This window comes from Janthinobacterium tructae, assembly GCF_006517255.1.
GTDB lineage: Bacteria > Pseudomonadota > Gammaproteobacteria > Burkholderiales > Burkholderiaceae_D > Janthinobacterium > Janthinobacterium tructae.
Map to the genome: position 1 here is coordinate 386,257 of NZ_CP041185.1, position 20,168 is coordinate 406,424.

The following is a 20,168-nucleotide window of genomic DNA, read 5'->3' on the forward strand; positions in this document are numbered from 1 at the left end:
GCTCCTAGGCCATGATCTGTTCAAGTTGGGCGATGCACGGTCCCATTGGCGCCTCTTCCTTGGTGCCCTGGCACAGGAAGGCCTCGATGGGGGTGTGCAACTGTACCGCGCGGTCGGTGATCGGATCGGCGCCCGGCACGTAGGCGCCCAGCGGGATCAGGTCGCGCACGCGCGCATGGCGCGCCATCGACGCTTTCAGCGCGCGCGCCGCCTGCATGTGCTCGGGCGTGATCACCTGCGCCATGCAGCGGCTGATCGAGGCGGCGATGTCGATGGCGGGGTAGTGGCCCCGCTCGGCCAGTTCGCGCGTGAGCACGATGTGGCCGTCGAGAATCGCGCGCGCGGTGTCGACCACCGGGTCTTGCTGGTCGTCGCCTTCGGCCAGCACCGTGTAGATGGCGCTCATGCTGCCATCCTGGTGGGCGCCGTTGCCGGCGCTCTCCACCAGTTGCGGCAAATTGGAAAAGACGGAGGGCGGATAGCCGCGCGTGGCGGGCGGCTCGCCCAGGGCCAGCGCCACTTCGCGCAAGGCCATGGCATAGCGCGTCAGCGAGTCGACCAGCAGCAGCACGTGCTTGCCCTGGTCGCGGTAATGCGCGGCAATCGAGTGGCACAGCTCAGTGGCCATGATGCGCATCAACGGCGATTCATCGGCCGGCGCGATCACCAGCACGGCTTTCTTCAAGCCTTCGGCGCCGAGCGACTTTTCGACGAATTCGCGCACTTCGCGGCCCCGTTCGCCGATCAGGCCGACGACGACGACATCGGCCACCGTCTGGCGCGTGATCAGGCCCAGCAGCACGCTCTTGCCGACGCCGGAACCGGCCATCAGGCCCACGCGCTGCCCCTTGCCCAGGGTCAGCATGCTGTTGATCGCCCGCACGCCCACGTCCAGCGGCTCGATGACGGGCTGTTTCTTCAGGGGGTTGATTTTCGGCGGCGTCACTTCCAGGATGTGTTCGCCGCCGAGGCGGCCCAGGTCGTCGATCGGTTCGCCCAAGCCGTTTACCATGCGGCCCAGCCACGAGGGGCCGATCTGCAGGCTGGCCTTGTCAGGCAGGGGCAGCACGCGCGCACCGGTGGTCAGGCCCGTGGCCTTCTTGAAGGGCATCAGGTAGGACAGCTTTTCGCGAAAACCCACGACTTGCGCATCGAGCCACTCGCCGCTCACAGTTTCAATTTGACAACGCTGGCCCGTGTGCAGCCGGCAGCCGGCGCTTTCCAGCAGCAGGCCGGAGGCGCCGACCAGGCGGCCGGTCGGTGTCGCGACCGGGATATCGCCGATCTCGAAGCTGCGCAGCGTGTCGGCGATCATGCAGGCGCGCCCTGGTCCGCATGCTCGGCGGCCAGCGCCAGATGGCTGCTGACCTGTTCCATGCAGGCCGACAGGCGCTGGTGACAGCCAGCGTCGACTTCATTGTCGCCCGCCTTGATGCGGCATTCGCCCGCGTCGAGGCGCGCGTCGGCGATCAGGTTCCAGCGCTTGGCGCGTTTCGGATCGAGTTCGCTGATGCGTTTGAGTTCTTCCGGATTGAGGAAGACGTCGATTTCCTCGCGCGTGGGCGGCATCGAGGCCAGGGTCTCGTCGACCAGGGCCAGCAATTGCACCGGCTGCAGCGCCAGTTCCGCGCGGATCACCTGGCGCGCCACCTTGGCCACCAGGTCGACCACTTCCTTGCGCTGCGCTTCGCGGTAATCGGCGCGCACTTTTTTCAGGTCGCGCAAGATGGCGTCGACGGGGCGCGCCAGGCGGTCCAGCGCCACCAGGGTTTCATTGCGGCCTTCTTCGCGGCCTTGCACCAAGCCGTCGCTGCGTCCGGTGTCGTAGCCGTCCTGCTGGCCTTGCACCAGGCCCACTTCGTAGCCATCGCGCTGGCCCTGCTCGAAGCCTTCCGAGACGGACGCCTGCCACTGGCCATCCGTATCCTCGTTGGAGGCACGCTGGCCGGCGGCGATGAATTGCGACAGGGGCGGGAAACGATACGAGCGGAAGTGTTTCATTCGATCACCGCTTCGGCAAACAATTGCACTTCGATCTCGCCCGCATCGGCGAGGCCCTTGACGGTGGCCATGATTTCCTGGCGCGTCTGTTCGATACGCGAGAGCGGCACGGGGCCGGAACGGCGCATCATGTCTTCGAAGCTCTGTGCCTGGCGACGCGGCATGGTTTTCAGTACGGCGTCGCGGATCGCCGGTTCCGCGCCCTTGAGCGCGATAGCCCACTGTTCCATCGGCACGTCTTCCAGGATGCGCGTGAGCGTGACATCGCTTTGCGTCGACAGGATCAGGAAGTCGTACATGCTCAGTTCGATTTCCGAGACCACGTCCGGGTCGTGCGCGCGCAGCAGTTCGACCAGCGCGGCGCGGTTGCCCGGCATGCGGTTGAGAATTTCGGCGGCCTGGCGTATGCCTTCGACGCTGGTGCTTTGCGTGTCGAGCGTGCCCAGGCAGCGGCCTACCAGTTCGTCGAGCTCGACCAGCAGGTCGCGGTCGATCTCGTCCAGGCGCGCCAGGTTCAGCAAGACCAGGTCGCGGCCTTCGACGGGCAGGGCGTCAAGGATCTGGCCGGCCAGCGCGGGCGGCAAAAAGGCCAGGAACACGGCTTGCATCTGCACGTGCTCGTTGACGATGTATTCGGCCAGCCATTTTGGCGAGGCCCACTGCAGGCGCGCCATTTTTGGACGGATGGCGTCGCCATAAATGTTGTTCAGCACGCTATTTGCGATATCGCTGCCCAGCGCCAGGTCCAGCGAGCGTTTCAGGTAGCTGCGCGAGGCGCCGTGCACGCCGCTCTGCTGGCGGTAGTCGTCGAAGAAGGTCTGCATGGCCGTTTTTACGGATTCGACCTTGATGCCGCTCATGCGCGACATCACTTGCGTGACTTCCAGCAATTCTTCACGCGACAGGCAGCGCAGCACGTTGGCTGCCTGTTCCTCGCCTATGCTCAGCAGCACGATGGCGGCCTGCTCCACGGGATTCAGGCTGGCACTTTCGTACTCGGCGCCGTCGGAGGGATTATTGTTGTTGTTGAGTTCGGCCATTTTTCTGCATCCATTGTTTGACGACTTCGGCGACACGCTCGGGTTCTTTTTCAGCCAGTACTTTCAGGTGATCGACCATCACGTCGACCGCCGAGCCTGGTGGCGGCAAATCATAGTTTTCCAGCAGCGGCACGACCGGCATGCTGCCAGTGCCGGTCGCTTCGCCTTCGAGCGCCAGCGGGCTGCCATTCACGCCCAGTGCCGGCGCGCCAGCGGCGGCCACGCCAGGCGTGCCGGCGGCGCTGCCGCCGCCCAGTGCCAGGGCAGGATCGAGCTGTTTCAGTGCCGGCGGCGCCATGCGCGTGGTCAGCAAACGCATCAGCGGACGCAGGATCAGGAAGTAGCCGAGCACGGCGCCCAGGGCGTACAGCAGCCAGCTGCTGAAATCGACGACGGTATCGCGCTCTTCCCACCACTGCGCCACGGGCGGCTTGGCAGGGAAGGCCAGCGCAGTCAGGCTCAGGCTGTCGCCGCGCTGGGCGTTGATGCCCAGGCCGCTGTTGAGCATTTTTTCAATATTGCCCAGTTCAGCAGGGGTCCAGCCGGTTTTCGGATTCGGTGCGGCGGCGCTGTTGAGCACGACGGCCACGCTGAGTTTTTCCAGGCGGCCACGGCTGCGCTTGATCTGCGTGATGCTGCGGTCATACGCGTACTGGCGCGTGGTGGCGTTCTTGCGCGCAGTGCCGTCGTCGGCCGCTTTCGGTGCGCCGTTGGCCGGCGCGGCGCCCGCGGCGTCGGCCGGTGCCGGTACGGCGGCCGCTGGTGGACGGTTCGACAGGCTGCCGGGAACGCCGGCCACGGTGCGGTTGCGTTCCTGCTCTTCGCGCATCGCTTCGCTGGTCACTTTCGGGGCTTCGCCGTACTTTTCCAGCGTTTCGTCCACACGGTCGTTGTTCACGGCGGCCGTCACGCTGAGCTTGAAGTTGTCTTCGCCGATAACGGGACCGAGCAGGCCCGTGACGTTGCGGCGGATTTCATCCTGGAAGCGCTTCGCGCCTTCATTGCCAGCGGCCGAGGCGTCGAAGCCGTCCGTCAGGTCGACGTGCGAGGACAGCAGGTTGCCGCCCTGGTCGACCAGGCTCACGCGCGTAGGCGCCAGGCTGGCGACGCTGCCGGCCACCATGTTGATGACGGCGGCGATCTGTTCCGGCGCCAGGGTGCGGCCCGGTTTCAGCGCCACCACCACGGAGGCCGACGATTTGTCGCCGTCGCTGGCGACAAACGAGGTCGACTTGGCAATCGACAGATGGACGCGCGCCGAAGCGATCGCGTCCATCGTCATGATGCTTTGCGCCAATTCGCCTTCCAGGCCGCGGCGGAAGCGCACGTCCTGCACGAATTGCGATACACCCAGCGGGTCATTCTTGTCCATCAGCTCCAGCCCGGCCGGCAGCTGCGCCGTCACGCCCTTCGAGGCGAGCAGCATGCGCACCTTGCCCAGCATGGCATCGGGCACCAGCACCTGGCCGCTGTCCGGATGCAAACGGTAGGGGATGTGCTCGGCGTCCAGCGTGGCCATCATGTCCGTCACGGCCACTTTTTCGCGTGCGCCAAACACCGGCTTGTAGTTGGCCTGGTCGCGCCAGGCATACATGGTCACCATGGCGGTGATGCCGATGGCCAGCACGACGATGGGAACCAGGTTTTTCAGCAGGGCGGGCGGAATGGCGGGCTGGGCACCAAGGCGCCAGCGCGCAAATGCGGACTTCATGGGGGTAATCACTTGGGGTAACTTTCGCTGGGAGGCTGGGCGTGGATCAGGGCGTGAAGATTACAGAGGCAATTTGATGAGTTCGTCGACGGCGCCCATGACCTTGTTGCGCACCTGCATCAACATGGAGAAGGACAGGCTCGCTTCCTGGCTGGCCAGCATGGCGCCGACCATGTCGTCACTCTTGCCGCTGTCGACGTCGCTCATTTTCTGCGCTGCCATGCGGTCGTCGCCATTCACCTTGCCGATGGCGTCTTTCATGCTTTGCGCGAAGGAGAAGCCGGATTGTTCCTGCGTGCCGAACTGGGCGGCGGGCGCGATGCTGGCGCCCAGGGCGTGCGCGTCATTGCTCAGTGCTGCCAGATCGGCCTTGATCAGACCTGCGAGTTCGTTGCTCATCTTGCCCTCTACTTTCAATATGCGGTGACGTATCAATCAGAATTACTGGTGTTGCCAATCCGGCAGTCGTGCATGTAAATGCCATCCTGCCCGGCCCGATCCGCAAGGCCCATCAGTTTTATCAGTTGCCACACCATCCGCTCAAGCAGACTCAAACAAACCCAGTAAACCCACGTTGACATGATTTACATGGCCATGATAACTAATATTTATCTGATAAAAGTTTCTCTTGGTGGCAATAACAAGGACTGAAAACTGCCATAAAAACCGGAATCAGGTAAGCGGAATGGCGCACTGCAAATCACTATTTTGTCACTATAAGCTTACCTCGCGGCAACTATAAAGTAAAGAGAGGATTGGCTCAAGGAATATTGATACATGGCAATATTTGGCTTTTTCATGTATTGTTCAGCACCGTAGTCATCTAGCATGCGATACGATGCGCAATCGTTTGCTTGCGCAGCTGTGGGCAAAGCCAAGATGATGCTGTATTTAATTTCGGGCGATCCGTATAATTTGTTCTGCCACCGCAATACCGACATGACTACTACATGACAATCATTACCAAGACAGATCAAACTGCGCGCCATCAAGTCCTCGATTCCTGTCTGCTTGGACGTCCTGTCCATTTGCTGCATGTATTCGGCGCCCAGCTGCGCGACGACCTGGCCGCGGCCCTGCGCCAGCCGATGAGCCGTCGCTACTGGGGTAATTTCCAGATTGGCGCGGTGACGTTGTCGCGCGTGGAAAACGAGGACAGCGTGAATCGCTGGCTGAGTTTTTCTACACCAGCCGGTCAGACGGGCTTTACGCTCGAACGGCAGATACTCTTGAGCGTGCTGAATTATCGTTACGGTAGTGCCGGCGCCAAGGGCGTGCTGCCCGATCCGGCACAGGTGCGCGTGACGGCCACCGAGGAGCGCCTCGCTGTGGTGCTGGGACAACAGTTGGTGAACAACTTGTTTACCCGCATCCACAAGAATCTGCAAACCGTGGGCAAAAGCAGCGACATCGACACCAGTGCCGAGGTCGCCGTGCAGTCGGGCGTGCATCCGGCGCGCGGCAGCTGGATCGTCAGCGTGGCGCTCAGCGACGTCGAGGCGGGGCAGAGCGGCCACTTCTGGTTCTCGCTGGACAAGCGCCTGATGGCCGACGTGCTGCGCGGCTTGCTGCCCGAGCGCGCGCAGGCGAAGAAAGCCTTGCGTGGCAGCGTGCGCCCGCTCGCTTCGCGCCTGCAAGTGACCCTGGAAGGGCGGCTCGTCAGCAAGCAGGTGCAGCTGGGCGCCTTGTTCGACCTGCGCGTGGGCGACGTGATACCCGTCAGCCTGAGCCGCACCGACGTCATGCTGGACGATTCCCGTTTATTTACAGCGGCTGTTTCCGAACACAAGGGCAAGCTCTGTTTAACCTCATTTGAAGATGTCGAATAATATGAATATCACCGATACCAACCAGAGCGAAACCCTGCTGGAAGACCTGGGCGATGACATGATCATCGACCAGGGCGACATGTCCGACGTGGCCAGCACCCGCGCGCGGCGCGACATTCCGCAGATGATGCGCAAGATCCCCGTCACCCTGACGCTGGAAGTGGGTTCGGCCCGCATTTCGCTGGAAGAACTGATGGCCATCGGCCCGGACAGCGTGATTGAACTCGACATGCTGGCCGGCGAACCGCTGGTGATCAAGGTCAACGGCACGCCGATCGGCCGTGCCGAAGTGGTGGTGGCCGGCGAGAACTATGGCCTGAAAGTCATTGACCTCGACGGTCTTAATCTCGACCTGATGACAGCATGAAGCTGGCGGTACCCGGTTTAAGCCGGCGCCGCGGCGCGCTGGCTGCCGCGCTGGCTGTCCCCATTTTGATGCTGTGCTGCAGTGCCGTCGGGGCGCAGGATTTGTTGTCCGGCGTGGTGCCGGGCGCGAAGACCGACCTGTCGGTGAAGATGCAGATCCTCGTCGTCATGACCCTGCTCGGGCTGTTGCCCGTGATGGTCATGATGATGACCAGCTTTACCCGCTTCGTCATCGTGCTGTCCCTGCTGCGCCAAGCCTTGGGCCTGCAGCAGGGTTTGCCCAACCGTATCGTCACCGGCATCGCCCTGATTCTCACCCTGCTGGTCATGCGCCCCATCGGCGACCAGGTGTGGAAGGACGCGTTCGTGCCCTACGACCGCGACCAGATTGGCATGCAGGAAGCGCTGAAGATCGCCGAAGTGCCGATTTCGCGCTTCATGCTGGCGCAGACGAGCAAGGCCGCGCTGGCGCAGATCGCGCACCTGGCCGGCGAGCCGTCGAGCATGCGCCCGCAAGACCACAGTTTCACGGTCAAGCTGGCGGCGTTTGTGTTGTCCGAACTCAAGACGGCGTTCCAGATCGGCTGCATGCTGTTCATACCGTTCCTCATCATCGATCTGGTGGTGGCGTCCGTGCTGATGGCGATGGGCATGATGATGCTCTCGCCGCTGGTCATTTCGCTGCCGTTCAAGCTGCTGCTGTTCGTGCTGGTCGACGGCTGGACCCTGACCGTCAACACCCTCGTTACCAGCATACAGGGCTATTGATCGATGTTTACCCCTGAAGTCGCCGTCGACCTGATCATCGAAGCGTTGCATGTCGTCATGCTGCTGGTGGTGATCCTGGTCGTGCCAGGTCTGCTCATGGGCCTGCTGGTCGCGCTGGTGCAGGCGGCCACCTCGATCAATGAACAGACCATGAGTTTCCTGCCGCGCCTGCTGGTCACCCTGTTGGCGCTGATCCTGGCCGGACGATGGATGGCCGGTTACCTGATGGATTATTGCGTGTCCATTTTTCAGCGCGCGGCCACCCTGGTCGGATAGCGCCGCGCGCCCATGGATCAGATTTTCAATCAGGTGCTGCCGTTTGTGCTGGCCGTATGGTGGCCGTTCTGCCGCATCCTGGCCATGCTCAGCGCCTCGCCCGTAATCGGCGACGGCGTCGTGCCCGTCACCGTGCGCATCCTGCTGTCGCTGGTGCTGGCGATCCTGATGCTGCCCGTGATGCAGGCCTCGGGCATCTCGCAGGACTTGTTGAAAATCGATCCGTTTTCCCTGTACGCCATCGTCGCCACTCTGGAGCAGGCCGTCATCGGCTTCGTCCTCGGCCTGGCCTTCCACTTCGCCATGTCGGTGATGTCGGTGCTTGGCTACCTGGTGTCGAGCCAGGTGGGTTTTTCCATGGCCGTCATGAACGATCCGCTCAACGGCACTTCGTCGGACGTGATCACGGGCCTGCTCACCATCATGTGCATGATCGTGTTTTTTGCCATCGACGGCCATCTGGTGCTGACGGGCGTGATCGGCGCCAGTTTCAAGGCCTGGCCCGTGGGGCAGGGCTATGCCCCGCTGCTGCTGCAGACGGTGGCGTATAACGTGGCGTGGATCTTCGCCGCCGCCATGCTGCTGGCTTTGCCCATCGTCTTTTCCACCATGGTGGTGCAGCTGGGCTTCGGCTTCCTGAACCGCGTGGCGCCATCGCTGAACCTGTTTTCGCTGGGCTTTTCCATGATCACCGTGTTCGGCCTGCTGATGCTGGCGCAGATCGTGCGCTTTATTCCCGAGCACTACATCGCCATGACGAATCGCGTGCTCGATATGATCGCCGAACAGATGCGGGTGGCCCATGGCTGACAATAGCACCGGCGACAAGACCGAAAAGGCGTCACAGCAAAAGCTGAAGAAGTCGCGCCAGGAAGGGCAGGTGGTGCGTTCGCGCGACCTGTCGACGGCGCTGGGCATCCTGATCAGCATGAAGCTGTTCGTGTTTCTGCTGCCTTCTTATCTGGATAGCTTCCGTGAGCTGTTCGCCATGGCTTTCATGCCGCTCGACAGCAAGGGCGCGCTCGACAATGCCATGTCGATGGCGTTCACCACCTCGGTGGGCTTGCTGATCAAGATGATCGTGCCGCTGTTTTGCGTGCCCCTGTTTGTCGTGCTCGGCTCCTTGATTCCCGGCGGCTGGGTCATCAGCGGCAAGAACTGGATGCCGAAGATGGAGCGCCTGAGCCCGGCCAAGAATCTGGGCCGCCTGGTGTCGCCCAAGCATGGCTTTGAATTCGGCCTGTCCATCGCCAAGGCAGGAGTGCTTGGCATGGTGATCGTGCATGTCTGCCGTTCCAGCCTGACGCAGTACGTGGACTTGCAACACCGGCCCCTGCAGCAAGCCATGCTCGATGGCTCGGCGCTGATGCTCGACGGCTTGATGTCCCTCATTTCCGTCTTCATCCTGTTTGCCATCATCGACGTGCCGGCGCAGGCGTTCTTTTTTGCCCGCGGCCAGCGCATGAGCAAGCAGGACGTCAAGGAAGAGCATAAAAGCAGCGAAGGCCGGCCCGAAGTGCGCCAGCGCATCCGCCAGTTGCAGCAGCAGATCGGCCGGCGCAGCGTGCGCAAGACCGTGCCCGACGCCGACGTGGTGATCGTCAACCCCGAGCATTACGCCGTTGCATTGAAGTATGACCAGGACCGCGCCGAGGCGCCGTTTGTCGTTGCCAAGGGCGTCGACGAGATGGCGCTGTATATCCGGCAAGTGGCGAAGGAGCACCATATTGAAACGCTGGAGTTGCCGCCGCTGGCGCGCGCCATCTACAACACCAGCCAGGTGCAGCAGCAGATTCCCGTGCAGCTGTATCAGGCCGTGTCGCAGGTGCTCAACTACATACTGCAACTGAAAGCATTCCGGTCCGGGCAGCGTGCTGCCCAGCCCGTATTACCCACCGAGATGGCCGTGCCGTCTCATTTGAGCGAGGTAGTCCCTTCATGAATTTCCTGAACCGGTTGGTTGCCGAAATGCGCCGCCACAAGTTCGCCACGCCGCTGTTCCTGCTGGTGATCCTGGCAATGATCATCCTGCCGCTGCCGCCGGTGCTGCTCGATATCTTGTTCACTTTCAATATCGTGCTGGCCCTGATCGTTATCCTGGTCAGCGTGTCGGCCAAGCGGCCGCTCGATTTCTCCGTCTTCCCGACGGTGATCCTGGCCACCACCATGCTCAGGCTGACCTTGAACGTGGCATCGACGCGCGTGGTGTTGCTGCACGGCCACACGGGCGCGGACGCGGCCGGTAAGGTGATCGAGGCCTTCGGTAACGTCGTGATCGGTGGTAACTTCGTCGTCGGTATCGTGGTCTTCGTGATCTTGATGATCATCAACTTCGCCGTCGTCACCAAGGGGGCCGAGCGTATTTCCGAAGTGTCGGCGCGCTTTACCCTCGATGCCTTGCCGGGCAAGCAGATGGCCATCGATGCCGACCTGAACGCCGGCCTGATCAACCAGGAAAAAGCCCAGCTGCGCCGCAAGGACGTGGCCGCTGAAGCGGATTTCTATGGCGCCATGGACGGCGCGTCGAAGTTCGTGCGCGGCGATGCCGTCGCCAGTATCCTGATCCTGATCATCAACATGGTCGGCGGCGTGGCCATCGGCTCGCTGATGCACGACCTGTCGTTCGGCGATGCTTTCCGCCAATACGCACTGCTGACCATCGGTGATGGCCTGGTGGCGCAGATCCCGGCGCTGCTGCTGTCGGCCGCGGCCGCCATCCTGGTGACCCGTATCAGCGATTCGGGCGACTTCGAACAGCAAGTGGCGGGCCAAGTGCTGACGTCGCCAACGGTGATCTTCAGCGCGTCCGGCATGATGGTGGCGCTGGCCTTGATCCCGGGCATGCCGTGGTTCATGTTCATGACCTTTGCCGGCGTGCTGGCCTTCGTGGCCTGGCGCCTGACCAAGCGCGTGAAGGGGCCTGATACGGCCGGCATGGCGGCCATCGAGGCGGCCTTGCGCGAGGACAAGCCTGCCGAGATGGAGTGGCAGCAACTGCCTGCCGTGCAACCGCTGATGGTGATGCTCGGCTATAAACTGGTGGGCATGGTGGATAAGACACAAGGCGAACCCTTGACCAAGCGCGTCAAGGGCGTGCGCCAGAGCCTGTCCGAAGCGATGGGCTTGCTGCTGCCGAACATCGGCGTGCGCGACGACCTGGCCCTGAAGCCGTCGCAGTATGCCATCGTGCTGTCGGGCACCGTGGTGGCGCAGGCGGAAGTGCAGGCCGACCGCCTGATGGCGATCCCGTCGCCGAACGTGTATGGCCAACTCGATGGCATTCCCGGCATCGAACCGGCCTACGGCATGCCCGTCACCTGGATCGAACCCGGTGAAAAGGCGCATGCGCTGGGCCTGGGCTACCAGGTCATCGAGGCGCCCAGCGTGATCGCCACGCACTTGTCGAAAATGGTGCGTGAATACTTGCCGGAACTGTTCCGCCACGAAGACGTCTCGAACATGATGGAGCGCCTGACGGCCTTGTCGCCCAAGCTGGCCGGCGCGCTGGACAAGGCCCTCACGCACACGCAGCTGCTGCGCGTGTTCCGCGTCTTGCTGGCAGAAAACGTGTCACTGAAGGATATCGTGCCCATCGCCACCACCTTGCTCGACAGTTCGGAAACCACCAAGGATCCGATCCTGCTGGCGGCCGAAGTGCGCTGCGCGCTGCGGCGCCAGATCGTCAGCGGCCTGTTTGGGCAGAAGATGGAAATGCAGGCGTTTAATCTCGGCGGCGAGCTGGAAAACATGCTGCTCGGTTCGCTGAACCAGGCGCGCCAGTCGGGCAAGGTGACCCTGGATAATTACCCGATCGACCCGCACCTGCTGTCGCAACTGCAGGTGAACATGCCGGTGGCGCGCGAGCAGATGAAGCAGCAGGCCACGCCGCCGCTGCTGCTGGTGCTGCCGCAGATCCGTCCGCTGCTGGCCCGCTATGCGCGCCTGTTCGCGCCGGGCCTGCATGTGTTGTCGTATAACGAAATCCCGGAAAACCGCGAAGTGAGCATCATCGGCACGGTGGGGTAAACGGTGGAATAAACAAAAAACGGCGCTGCGGGCGCCGTTTTTTTATGCTGTATCAATTATGTTGTATCAATCTTGCCGTATCAATCCTGCTCGTCGATGGGCGGCAGCAGCTCGTGCTCCTGACCATTGGCCAGCAGCAGCACGGTGCGGCCTTGCGCCGTTTCTTCCTCTTCGCCATAGTCGTAACCGAGCGGCGCCGCCACTTCCTTCGAGGCGATGATGGGCTCCTCTTCGGCTTCGGCGGCGTGTGCCGCGGGCGCTTCGGGATCGGCCGCCACTTCCGCTTCCGGCTGCGTCAGCAGCAGTGCCACTTCGGCCATGGCGCGGAACAGGGGCAGCGACAGCGAGGCGGCGCCCGCCTGCATCGGATAGTTGCCGTGCACGCGCTGCGCGTGCAACTGGCGGTTCAGGCGGCAGCGCACCAGGCGCAAGCCCGCGCGCCGCACGGCGGCGGCAATCTCGGGCAGGGCCAGGCGCAAGTGGCGCAGCGCGGCTTCCTCGTCGGCCGCCAGTTCCAGCAGCACGCCGTCGCCGGACGGTTCCATCTGGATCACCACCCGGCCGATGCCGGCAATCAGCAGTTCGACGCGCAGCGCCACCTTGCCGCGCCGCCTCGGCGTTGCCTCTTCGTCTTCGTCGCTGGCCAGCACGCGCAGCAGCAGGCGTTGGCCGCCCCAGCCATACACGGCAAAGCGCCACGCTTCGCTGTCGACCGTCAACGGTGGACGGGCACCTTCGCGCAGCAGGGCCGGTTGCTGCTCGGCCATGAACAGATTGCCCGGCACGTGCTGGCCGCGCGCCTGTTCCTGCAGGGCGGCATATTGCTCGCCATACGTCTTGACCATCACGCGCCACGAGGCGGCCAGCTGCGCCGCGTCGGGCGGCTGCCACACCAGCTGGCGCGTAAAGAATAATTGATTGACCTGCATGGCGCTGCTGTCGCGCGGCATGGCGCCGCCCGTACCATCGGCATTCGGTTTGATCAGGGATGCCAGGCTGTCCTGGCCTTTTTGCGCCAACTGCGCGGGCAGGGTGCCGGCGTCGGGCGCCGGTGCCATGTAGGGGCCGATGGGCACCAGCGGCTGCACCACGCCCGGTGTCATCGGCGTAGCAGGGCTGACGTCGAAGCGCTGGGTAATCAGGGGCAGGGGATTGCCTGCGGACACACGCTCTATCGCCATTGCTGCTCCTCCCGCATGGGATGAATAAAAAAAAGCCAACTGCTTGCGCAGTTGGCTCTGGTCGGCCTGACCTGAGCCAGGTCAGGACGCGCTTACTATTATTGCAGCAGGGACATGACCATCGAGGACATGCTGTTGCTTTGTTTCAGCATTGCGGTACCAGCTTGCAGCAGCATTTGCGAAGCGGTCATGTTCGAGCTTTCGGTCGCGAAGTCGGTATCCATGATGCGGCCCGTTGCGCCCTGGGTGTTGGTGCTGACGTTGGCCAGGTTGGTGGCAACGTGGTCCAGACGGTTACCCGCTGCGCCCAGTGCCGAACGCGAGGTACCAACAGCGTCGATCGCCGCTTGCAGTTTGTCGATGGCTGCCGATGCGCCGCCGACGGCGGTCAGTTCGGTGCCAGGCGTCGATGCTGCCGCGCCGAAGGTGTTGTATTCCGAAGTCGCGCCTTTGATGGCGGTGTGCATGGAGTCCAGTTGCGACGACAGGTCGAAGCTCATCGATTCGCTGGTCGACGCGCCGATCTGGAAGTCCAGGTTGGCGGCGAACTTGCCGTCGCCTGTACCTGCAGGGCCGGCGTTGCTTGCCGTTGCCAGTGCTTTGAATGCGGTCGACGCGGCCAATTTGGCTACAGCAACATCGTGGGCTTTGTCGGCATTGACACTGGCCGTCGATGCATTGGTCAACGCCAGGGCAGTTGCGGTGGTTGGCGTGGCGGTGTAGGCCGCTTGTGCCGAGACCAGCGTGGCGGCTGCGGCAGCTTTGGCGCCGGTGGTACCGGTGGTGCCAGCGCCGACAGCGGTTGTGTCGTTGGTGACGGCAACGGTCGCGTTGGCAACGTCGGTCGCGGTGGCCTGTTTCGACATCAGTTTTGCGCCAGCGAACGAGGTGTTGCCCAGAACGTTGCTCAGTTCGTTGGTCAGCGTGTCGAATTCAGCTTGCATTGCATCACGGTCATCGGCCGTCGACGAACCGTCGGCAGCTTGCGTGGCCAGATCTTTCATGCGGACCAGGATATTGACGGTCTCGCCCAGCGCGCCGTCGGCGGTCTGGATCATCGAAGTAGCGTTCTGGGTATTGCGCATGGCCATGGCCATACCGCTGGTTTGTGCTTTCAGACGGGTTGCAATTTGCAGGCCGGCAGCGTCGTCCATTGCCGAGTTGATGCGGTAGCCGGTGGAGAGGCGCGTCATCGAAGTCGACAGCGATTGTTGGGTTTTCGAGATCGACGATTGGGCGGACAGGGCCGCTGCATTGGTGTGAAGGCTCAGCATGAAGGTGCTCCAGTTAGGTGGTTACGGTGCGGAGCAGCAGTTTTTGCGCTCTCACAAGTACAAGACGACCATTGCCACAAGAAAATTAAATTCTTTTAAGAAATTTTTGAATTTATTTTCAAGTTGCTGAAAACCCCCCTGTGCGCGCCAGTTGGTCCGCCGCCAGAAAACACGCGCTGGCCTCTTCCTCCAGCCCTTGCAGCTGCAATGCCGCACCCAGTTCGCGCTGCAATTGCGCATCGCCGGGAACCAGCGCCAGCGCCAGGCGGTAATGCGCGGTGGCACCCTGCAAGTCACCCATTGCCAGCAGGACCGTAGCCAGATTGGCGTGCGCCAGGGCGTAGCCGGGATCGATCAGGACCGCCTCGCGCAAGCTTGCCGCCGCGCCGGCCATGTCGCCAGTGGCATGCCTGGCGCTGCCCAGGTTGCCATGCGCCTCGGCAAAGCCGGGCTCCAGTTCGAGCGCACGCAGGTAGCAGGGGATGGCGGCGGCATGTTGGCCGGCACCTTGCCACGCATTGCCGAGGTTGGCGTGCGCCTGGGCATCTGCCGGCGCCAGTTGCACCACTTTCCCGAGCGCCCCCAGGGCATCTTTTCCTTGCAGTTGCAGCGCGGTGCCGAGCACGCTCCAGCCGAAAGCCGAGGCTGGATGCTGCGCCACCAGCGCATGCGCAGCCTGTTCCATCTCCGCATATAATCCGGCATGGAACAACTCGGCGATATGGTTTGCGCTGGCCTCGGGCACAGTGTCGGCTTGTGCTACTGGCGCGCCTTGGGCGCGCGCCAAGGCCGCCTGCATCGCCGGCGTGTCGAAGCCGCGTCCGATGGCGCTCGCCAGCACTTCGGCGGCCGCTTGCGCCTGCGCTGACTGCAGCAATCCCTGCGCGTAAGAAAGAATGAATTGCACCTCACCGGGGGCACTCAGCATCGCTGCGCGCAAGTAAGGCAGCGCCTTGTCGGGAAAACCCAGTTGCGCTGCCAGCAAACCCATGTTGTGATTGGCGATCGCATGGTCTGGCTGGCGATGGATAATGGCCAGGTACAGCGTTTCTGCTTCGACAAAACGGCTGGCCTGGTGATGTTCGATCGCCAGTACCAGCGCCGTATCGACATTTACCGAATGCAGCGCTTTCATGCTGTTCGCGCGCCGGGCCAGCGAGCTTTGCGCAGGGTCGGCTTCAAAAGTTGCGGTGGGCAAGCCGGCGCACCAGCGCTGCCATATGCTTCGCAGGGCGTTTTCCAGGCCTGCGGCGATCAGCGCCGGCTGGCCTGCGGCGGAGTTGTTCAGCCGCGCGCGCATGTCGGTTCGCAACTGGCCGAGTGCGGCAATGTCACTGGCGATAGCGACGCCTTTTTGCATGAAATCGGCCTCGTCCTGGGCGATGAACTGATCCAGTCCCAGGTGACCCAGAATGGCCGCACCGACCCGGCTCGGCAATGTCTGGCCGACCATGGTCAGCGTCGGCACGCCCATCCACAGCGCATGCAAGGTGGTGGTGCCGCCGGTATAAGGCCAGGTGTCGACGCAGACATCCACCAGCCGGTGCATGACGAGATAGTTTTGAATGTCGGTCACTGCATGAAAACTCAGGCGCTCGGCAGCGATGCCTTCTTCATCGAACCAGCCGCGCAGCATCGCCGTGATTTGCTCGCTGGGCATGCCGGCAACCAGCATCCTGGCTGTCGGCACGGCGCGCAGCAGGCTTGACCAGCGGGCGACCACGTCACGGCTTATCTTGTTGGCACGGTTGAAACTGCCAAACGTGACATGGCCGTTGACCAGCGCCGGCGCGGGCGAGATGGCTGGCGCCTCCGGTGAAGGGACATAGGGTGCGCAAGCTGGCAGTAACAGCAACTTTTCGGTAAATTGCTCATCGAGCAGGCCTGGCGGTGAAAAATGGCGGTCCGTCAGGTAGTAATCCATCGCCAGCATGCCGGTGGTCATCGGGTAGCCCATCCATGTTGCTTGCAACGGGGCTGGCTTGCGCGCGAATGTCAGCAGGCGGTTATAGCCGGTGTGGCCGGACAGGTCGATCAGGATGTCGATGCCATCCTGGCCGATCTGCCGTGCCAGTTGTTCATCTGATAAGGCCTGGACATTGTGCCACCGGCCCACCACGGCGCGCAAATGGGCGGTGATGTGATCGTCCACTTTGTTGTTGCAATAGATGAATACTTCCAGTCGTGTCGCGTGCATCAGGTTTTCCAGCACGGGCGTAATGAAATTGGCCATCGCGTGGTTGTTCAGATCAGCCGAAACAATGCCGATGCGTAAGGTGCGTTCCGGATCAGGCTGGTTTTGGTGGCGCGGCCACAGGGCGCGCAACGGTGCTTCGAATTGCTGGCCGAAACGCTGGTGCTCCTTGAACAGCGTGTCCGGATGGGTGCTGGCGCTGTGCGTGAGTGCGAACAACATATTGCTGTGCATCTCGTTCCATGCGGGATTGATGCCGATGGCATGGCGGCATGCCGCAACGGCTTCGTCGATCCGTCCCAATTTGCTCAATGTGGCACTGAGATTGTTGTGCGCCGCATAAAAGTGCGGATCGTACTGGATGGTATTGGAAAAATGGATCAGTGAATCGTCTAGCTTTTCCAGCAACAACTGGACCGTGCCCAGATTGAAATGGGCGGAGGCGAAATGCGGGTTGATTGCCAGCGCGCGCTGATATTCCTGCGTGGCCAGGTCGATTTGTCCTCGCGCCTGCAACACCGAGCCGATATTGTTGTGTGCGTGGGCATGATCAGGTTCGATCGCCTGCATCTGGCGGTAAGCCGCCATCGCTTCATCGAGTTGGCCCACCGCCTGCAATGCATTGCCCAGTTCGTTAAGGGTCTGCACATCGCATGCATCGAGCAGTAATGCGGCCTGGTAACTGTCGATGGCTTCGTCGTGACGTCCGCTCTTTGTCTGCAGTTCAGCCAGTTTTTTCCAGGCTGCCGGCGAGGCGGGCGCCAACATGATCGCACGCCGGTAAGCTGCCTCGGCGTCCGTCAGCTTCTCCATGGCCAGCAGTGCAGTGCCGATGCTGAGGTGGATGGCCGCGTCAGCGGGCAGCGTTGCCTGGACCGCCTGGTAGTCGGCCAGCGCCGCATCAATTGCCTGGTCTGCCTGGCGTTTGGTGGCGGAAGTGAGGTGCTGCTGGCGGCGTGTTACGGATGAGGCAAACTTCGGGCGCATAGTGGATTCAGTTGGAAGAAGGATAGGAGCTGTCGGCACTGATTGTAATGGATTAGTGTGCGCTAAAGAAACGCGCTACTGCGATTTCTGATAGCTGGCCTCTGATAAAAGGCGGTATGGCAAGGCATGTCGCTGGTTTGCATGTCGTTATGCACGAGCGCCAATTGCCGCGTATTGTCGCACAGCGGATGCACACAGCAAAAACAAGCTGAAAAATCCATTCGGGCGGCGGAGACGCCGCCACATGGTGGCTGGAGTGCCCATCATGAAGAATGTCTGGCGCGACAGGGCAGGGGCATTCGGACAGGCGAGAGGCAGGCGCCTGCCTTCGCACAGTCTGGCCTGCTGGATGCGTTTCAAGCGGTTCAGCGCAACTGCAGGAAGAGGGCGGTACCCATCACAAATGCCGAGCCGATCCTTTGTTGCTGTTGCGCCAGGAACTCATCGCCGGCACGCTGCGGCCCGTCGCCATACGGCCAGACATAATCATCAATGATGATCCAGCCGCCGGCCACCACATGCTTCTCCCAGGCGGCGATATCGGCCTGGGCTGCCTCGTAGGCATGGTTGCCGTCAATGTGTAGCAGTGCAATACTGCCGGCATAGTTGGTGGTGCCGAAGGACGGGCTATGCACGGCTGCCGTCTGGCGGTACTGCTGTTCCGCCGCGACCGAGGGCAGGCGCAGATAGTTGATATCGTTGGCGCTGTATGGCAGCAGGTTCATCTCGAACACGCGCAGCGCTTCATCGTAATCGTAATGGTGGATGCAGTTGTCGACCAGGCCGCCAGTGTCGTTCTGCACCACGTAGTCACTTTGCCAGGGGTCGATGCACAAAGTGTGGCCGATGTCATGCAGGCGTGCCAGGCGTGCCAGCACAAACGCCGACTTGCCCCATGCGCTGCCGATTTCCACCACGTCGCCGCGCACGCTGTGGCGGGCAATTTCGTAGAGGGCGCTGATTTTCTCGTCATCGCACATGCCTGGAATCACATTGGCATGGCGGAAAAGGGTGGCCAGTTGCAGTTCCGGCAAAGCCGGCTTTGTGTCGACCACCGAGGCGATCGGCAGTGGCGTAGCCAGGGTCTTGCGGGCATGCGCCATGGCAGAGCGGTAGCCGCTCATTTCATCATGTACCGGTGAAGCGTTGACCAGGGGAATGGTCGGTTGCAGGTCCTTGAGTACCTCATTCAGATAGCTCCAGACGACCGGATTTGGGGTATAAATGCCGCCAATGCCACGCTGCGCGATCAGCAGTTGCAAGGCCTCCAGGAAACCCGGATCATTTACATACGGCAGGAAGGCCCATTCCGGATAGGCCGGCTTGCTGACATCGTAAGCGAGCGACGAGGCGCCGATCACGCTTTGTCCATCGCGCTTGCAGCGCTCCAGATAGTCGAGCGAGCGAGGCATGCCTGCAGGAAAAATCAAGATCGGTTTGTTGAGGGCCGTGGGCGAGGCATGCATGGAGATTCCTTGTTGGGTAAATCGGACGTTACTGAAGGGCGCGGTCAGCCTAGGTGCGCGGCGGCAAGGCCGAGGCGCTCTCCTGTTGCCGCTTGATGGCGGCGATGTCGCGCAGCAGGGCGCGCATGCCGCGCGATGCCGGCGGCAGGTCGTGCTCAATCTGGCCGCGCAGCGCTTTCAGCTGGTAGAACGGTACCGCCGGGTACATATGATGTTCGATGTGGTAATTCATCTGCCAGTACAAAAAAGCCAGGAAAGGGTGCAGCAGGACCGTGCGGCTGTTCAGGCGGAAATCGTCGACATCGGGCTGCATGCCGAAGTGCTGCGCCAGCGCCAGGGTCTTGTTGAGCCAGTCCGCGATAAAGGTGGCGAATGTGACAAGCAATAATAGCGGCCAGTGGCCACTGGCAACAAAGGCGGCGGCCATGGCAAGATGGCCGAACAGGATGATGCGGGCAAACCGGATGACGGCACGGCGCGATGCCTGGTCCGGGAACAGTTGGGCACCCCACTGGCCGCGAATGATGCCCAGGCTGTTTTCCACCACGATCTTGATGGCCCGGTAGCAGGCCGGCAAGTCGAACGACAGCGCCCAGAACCATTCCCTGTAGCGCAGCGTCTGCGGCAAGCGGACTTCACCGTCCTGGCCGCTGAGCACGGTTTTCTGGTGATGGCGGATATGGCTGGCCCGGAAATACACATAGTTATTCCAGGTCAGGAACGCGAACAAGGCCAGGAAGACATCGTTGTACACACGCGTCTTGAAGACAGTGCGGTGTACCAGTTCATGCCCTGCCCCAGCCCAGCCCAGGAAGGAAAAAAAGCTGCCATGAAGGAAGAGTGCTGCCAGGGCCAAGCCATGATGGCCGTTCAGGAAGGCACAGTACGCCAGCGTTCCGGTGCCGCAGAGCAGCAGCAGATGGCTGGCGACATGCAATGCACCCTGCATGTCGCTGCGTCGCATCAAGGCCGACAGTTCGGTGCCTGTCAGCTTGCTGCGGTACCAATTGACACGGGTTGGTGGCTTTGCACCGATTTTTTCTGTCATG

At 62.1% G+C, this 20,168-nt stretch carries 17 protein-coding genes; 7 read left to right on the forward strand and 10 right to left on the reverse strand.

Features of this window, described 5'->3' with window-relative positions; all coding sequences use genetic code 11:
* Nucleotides 1-4 precede the first annotated feature (4 nt).
* The 5 genes from fliI to fliE are packed head-to-tail and all read right to left on the reverse strand — an operon-like array spanning nucleotide 5 to nucleotide 5,151.
* A complete protein-coding gene (fliI, locus tag FJQ89_RS01750) occupies nucleotides 5-1,315 on the reverse strand; it encodes a flagellar protein export ATPase FliI (RefSeq protein ID WP_141168788.1) in 1,311 nt (436 codons plus the stop codon).
* A complete protein-coding gene (gene fliH, locus FJQ89_RS01755; protein ID WP_141168789.1) occupies nucleotides 1,312-2,001 on the reverse strand; it encodes a flagellar assembly protein FliH in 690 nt (229 codons plus the stop codon). Before fliH ends, fliI begins: the two co-directional genes overlap by 4 nt.
* Nucleotides 1,998-3,041 carry a flagellar motor switch protein FliG gene (locus tag FJQ89_RS01760; RefSeq protein ID WP_099759564.1) on the reverse strand — a complete coding sequence of 348 codons (1,044 nt, stop codon included), beginning with the start codon at nucleotides 3,039-3,041 and terminating at the stop codon, nucleotides 1,998-2,000. Before FJQ89_RS01760 ends, fliH begins: the two co-directional genes overlap by 4 nt.
* Entirely contained in the window at nucleotides 3,016-4,752 is a 1,737-nt protein-coding gene (gene fliF, locus FJQ89_RS01765; protein ID WP_141168790.1) for a flagellar basal-body MS-ring/collar protein FliF, read from the reverse strand. Before fliF ends, FJQ89_RS01760 begins: the two co-directional genes overlap by 26 nt.
* A gap of 60 nt (nucleotides 4,753-4,812) precedes the next feature.
* Nucleotides 4,813-5,151, reverse strand: coding sequence for a flagellar hook-basal body complex protein FliE (gene fliE, locus FJQ89_RS01770; protein ID WP_141168791.1), 339 nt, complete (start codon nucleotides 5,149-5,151; stop codon nucleotides 4,813-4,815).
* A 551-nt stretch (nucleotides 5,152-5,702) separates the two neighbouring features.
* Between fliE and FJQ89_RS01775 the strand changes: the two genes are divergently transcribed.
* From FJQ89_RS01775 to FJQ89_RS01805, 7 genes are read left to right on the forward strand one after another with little or no spacing between them, the layout of a single operon-like run.
* Entirely contained in the window at nucleotides 5,703-6,581 is an 879-nt protein-coding gene (locus FJQ89_RS01775) for a FliM/FliN family flagellar motor switch protein (RefSeq protein WP_243136357.1), read from the forward strand.
* Between the two features lies 1 nt (nucleotide 6,582).
* Nucleotides 6,583-6,948 (forward strand): FliM/FliN family flagellar motor switch protein, encoded by a 366-nt coding sequence (locus FJQ89_RS01780; RefSeq protein ID WP_099759559.1) that lies wholly within the window; start codon nucleotides 6,583-6,585, stop codon nucleotides 6,946-6,948.
* Nucleotides 6,945-7,715, forward strand: coding sequence for a flagellar type III secretion system pore protein FliP (gene fliP, locus FJQ89_RS01785; RefSeq protein ID WP_141168792.1), 771 nt, complete (start codon nucleotides 6,945-6,947; stop codon nucleotides 7,713-7,715). Before FJQ89_RS01780 ends, fliP begins: the two co-directional genes overlap by 4 nt.
* A gap of 3 nt (nucleotides 7,716-7,718) precedes the next feature.
* Nucleotides 7,719-7,991: a flagellar biosynthetic protein FliQ gene (locus FJQ89_RS01790; protein WP_034757874.1), complete on the forward strand. Its 273-nt coding sequence runs from the start codon at nucleotides 7,719-7,721 to the stop codon at nucleotides 7,989-7,991.
* Between the two features lie 12 nt (nucleotides 7,992-8,003).
* Entirely contained in the window at nucleotides 8,004-8,801 is a 798-nt protein-coding gene (locus tag FJQ89_RS01795; RefSeq protein ID WP_141168793.1) for a flagellar biosynthetic protein FliR, read from the forward strand.
* Nucleotides 8,794-9,933: a flagellar type III secretion system protein FlhB gene (gene flhB, locus FJQ89_RS01800; protein WP_141168794.1), complete on the forward strand. Its 1,140-nt coding sequence runs from the start codon at nucleotides 8,794-8,796 to the stop codon at nucleotides 9,931-9,933. The genes FJQ89_RS01795 and flhB overlap by 8 nt, the downstream gene beginning before the upstream one ends.
* Nucleotides 9,930-12,017, forward strand: coding sequence for a flagellar biosynthesis protein FlhA (locus FJQ89_RS01805; protein WP_141168795.1), 2,088 nt, complete (start codon nucleotides 9,930-9,932; stop codon nucleotides 12,015-12,017). The genes flhB and FJQ89_RS01805 overlap by 4 nt, the downstream gene beginning before the upstream one ends.
* A gap of 80 nt (nucleotides 12,018-12,097) precedes the next feature.
* Here the strand turns inward: FJQ89_RS01805 and FJQ89_RS01810 are convergent, their stop codons facing one another.
* The 5 genes from FJQ89_RS01810 to FJQ89_RS01830 all read right to left on the reverse strand — a co-directional run bounded on the left by FJQ89_RS01810 (nucleotide 12,098) and on the right by FJQ89_RS01830 (nucleotide 20,167).
* Entirely contained in the window at nucleotides 12,098-13,198 is a 1,101-nt protein-coding gene (locus FJQ89_RS01810) for a hypothetical protein (RefSeq protein ID WP_205704553.1), read from the reverse strand.
* A 98-nt stretch (nucleotides 13,199-13,296) separates the two neighbouring features.
* Nucleotides 13,297-14,472: a flagellin N-terminal helical domain-containing protein gene (locus FJQ89_RS28255; RefSeq protein WP_141168796.1), complete on the reverse strand. Its 1,176-nt coding sequence runs from the start codon at nucleotides 14,470-14,472 to the stop codon at nucleotides 13,297-13,299.
* Nucleotides 14,473-14,590: 118 nt separating this feature from the next.
* The gene (locus FJQ89_RS01820) at nucleotides 14,591-17,653 is read right to left on the reverse strand and encodes an O-linked N-acetylglucosamine transferase family protein (RefSeq protein WP_141168797.1); all 3,063 of its coding nucleotides are present in this window, start codon (nucleotides 17,651-17,653) and stop codon (nucleotides 14,591-14,593) included.
* A gap of 365 nt (nucleotides 17,654-18,018) precedes the next feature.
* Complete coding sequence (locus FJQ89_RS01825) at nucleotides 18,019-19,119, reverse strand: class I SAM-dependent methyltransferase (RefSeq protein WP_141168798.1); 1,101 nt, start codon at nucleotides 19,117-19,119, stop codon at nucleotides 18,019-18,021.
* 49 nt (nucleotides 19,120-19,168) lie between these two features.
* The gene (locus tag FJQ89_RS01830) at nucleotides 19,169-20,167 is read right to left on the reverse strand and encodes a fatty acid desaturase (RefSeq protein WP_168208330.1); all 999 of its coding nucleotides are present in this window, start codon (nucleotides 20,165-20,167) and stop codon (nucleotides 19,169-19,171) included.
* Nucleotide 20,168 lies beyond the last annotated feature (1 nt).

Excerpts from the sequence above, each read along its gene's own strand:
- fliI (WP_141168788.1), bottom strand. The coding sequence starts at position 1,315 with ATGATCGCCGACACGCTGCGCAGCTTCGAGATCGGCGATATCCCGGTC.
- fliH (WP_141168789.1), bottom strand. The coding sequence starts at position 2,001 with ATGAAACACTTCCGCTCGTATCGTTTCCCGCCCCTGTCGCAATTCATC.
- FJQ89_RS01760 (WP_099759564.1), bottom strand. The coding sequence starts at position 3,041 with ATGGCCGAACTCAACAACAACAATAATCCCTCCGACGGCGCCGAGTAC.
- fliF (WP_141168790.1), bottom strand. The coding sequence starts at position 4,752 with ATGAAGTCCGCATTTGCGCGCTGGCGCCTTGGTGCCCAGCCCGCCATT.
- fliE (WP_141168791.1), bottom strand. The coding sequence starts at position 5,151 with ATGAGCAACGAACTCGCAGGTCTGATCAAGGCCGATCTGGCAGCACTG.
- FJQ89_RS01775 (WP_243136357.1), top strand. The coding sequence starts at position 5,703 with ATGACAATCATTACCAAGACAGATCAAACTGCGCGCCATCAAGTCCTC.
- FJQ89_RS01780 (WP_099759559.1), top strand. The coding sequence starts at position 6,583 with ATGAATATCACCGATACCAACCAGAGCGAAACCCTGCTGGAAGACCTG.
- fliP (WP_141168792.1), top strand. The coding sequence starts at position 6,945 with ATGAAGCTGGCGGTACCCGGTTTAAGCCGGCGCCGCGGCGCGCTGGCT.
- FJQ89_RS01790 (WP_034757874.1), top strand. The coding sequence starts at position 7,719 with ATGTTTACCCCTGAAGTCGCCGTCGACCTGATCATCGAAGCGTTGCAT.
- FJQ89_RS01795 (WP_141168793.1), top strand. The coding sequence starts at position 8,004 with ATGGATCAGATTTTCAATCAGGTGCTGCCGTTTGTGCTGGCCGTATGG.
- flhB (WP_141168794.1), top strand. The coding sequence starts at position 8,794 with ATGGCTGACAATAGCACCGGCGACAAGACCGAAAAGGCGTCACAGCAA.
- FJQ89_RS01805 (WP_141168795.1), top strand. The coding sequence starts at position 9,930 with ATGAATTTCCTGAACCGGTTGGTTGCCGAAATGCGCCGCCACAAGTTC.
- FJQ89_RS01810 (WP_205704553.1), bottom strand. The coding sequence starts at position 13,198 with ATGGCGATAGAGCGTGTGTCCGCAGGCAATCCCCTGCCCCTGATTACC.
- FJQ89_RS28255 (WP_141168796.1), bottom strand. The coding sequence starts at position 14,472 with ATGCTGAGCCTTCACACCAATGCAGCGGCCCTGTCCGCCCAATCGTCG.
- FJQ89_RS01820 (WP_141168797.1), bottom strand. The coding sequence starts at position 17,653 with ATGCGCCCGAAGTTTGCCTCATCCGTAACACGCCGCCAGCAGCACCTC.
- FJQ89_RS01825 (WP_141168798.1), bottom strand. The coding sequence starts at position 19,119 with ATGCATGCCTCGCCCACGGCCCTCAACAAACCGATCTTGATTTTTCCT.
- FJQ89_RS01830 (WP_168208330.1), bottom strand. The coding sequence starts at position 20,167 with ATGACAGAAAAAATCGGTGCAAAGCCACCAACCCGTGTCAATTGGTAC.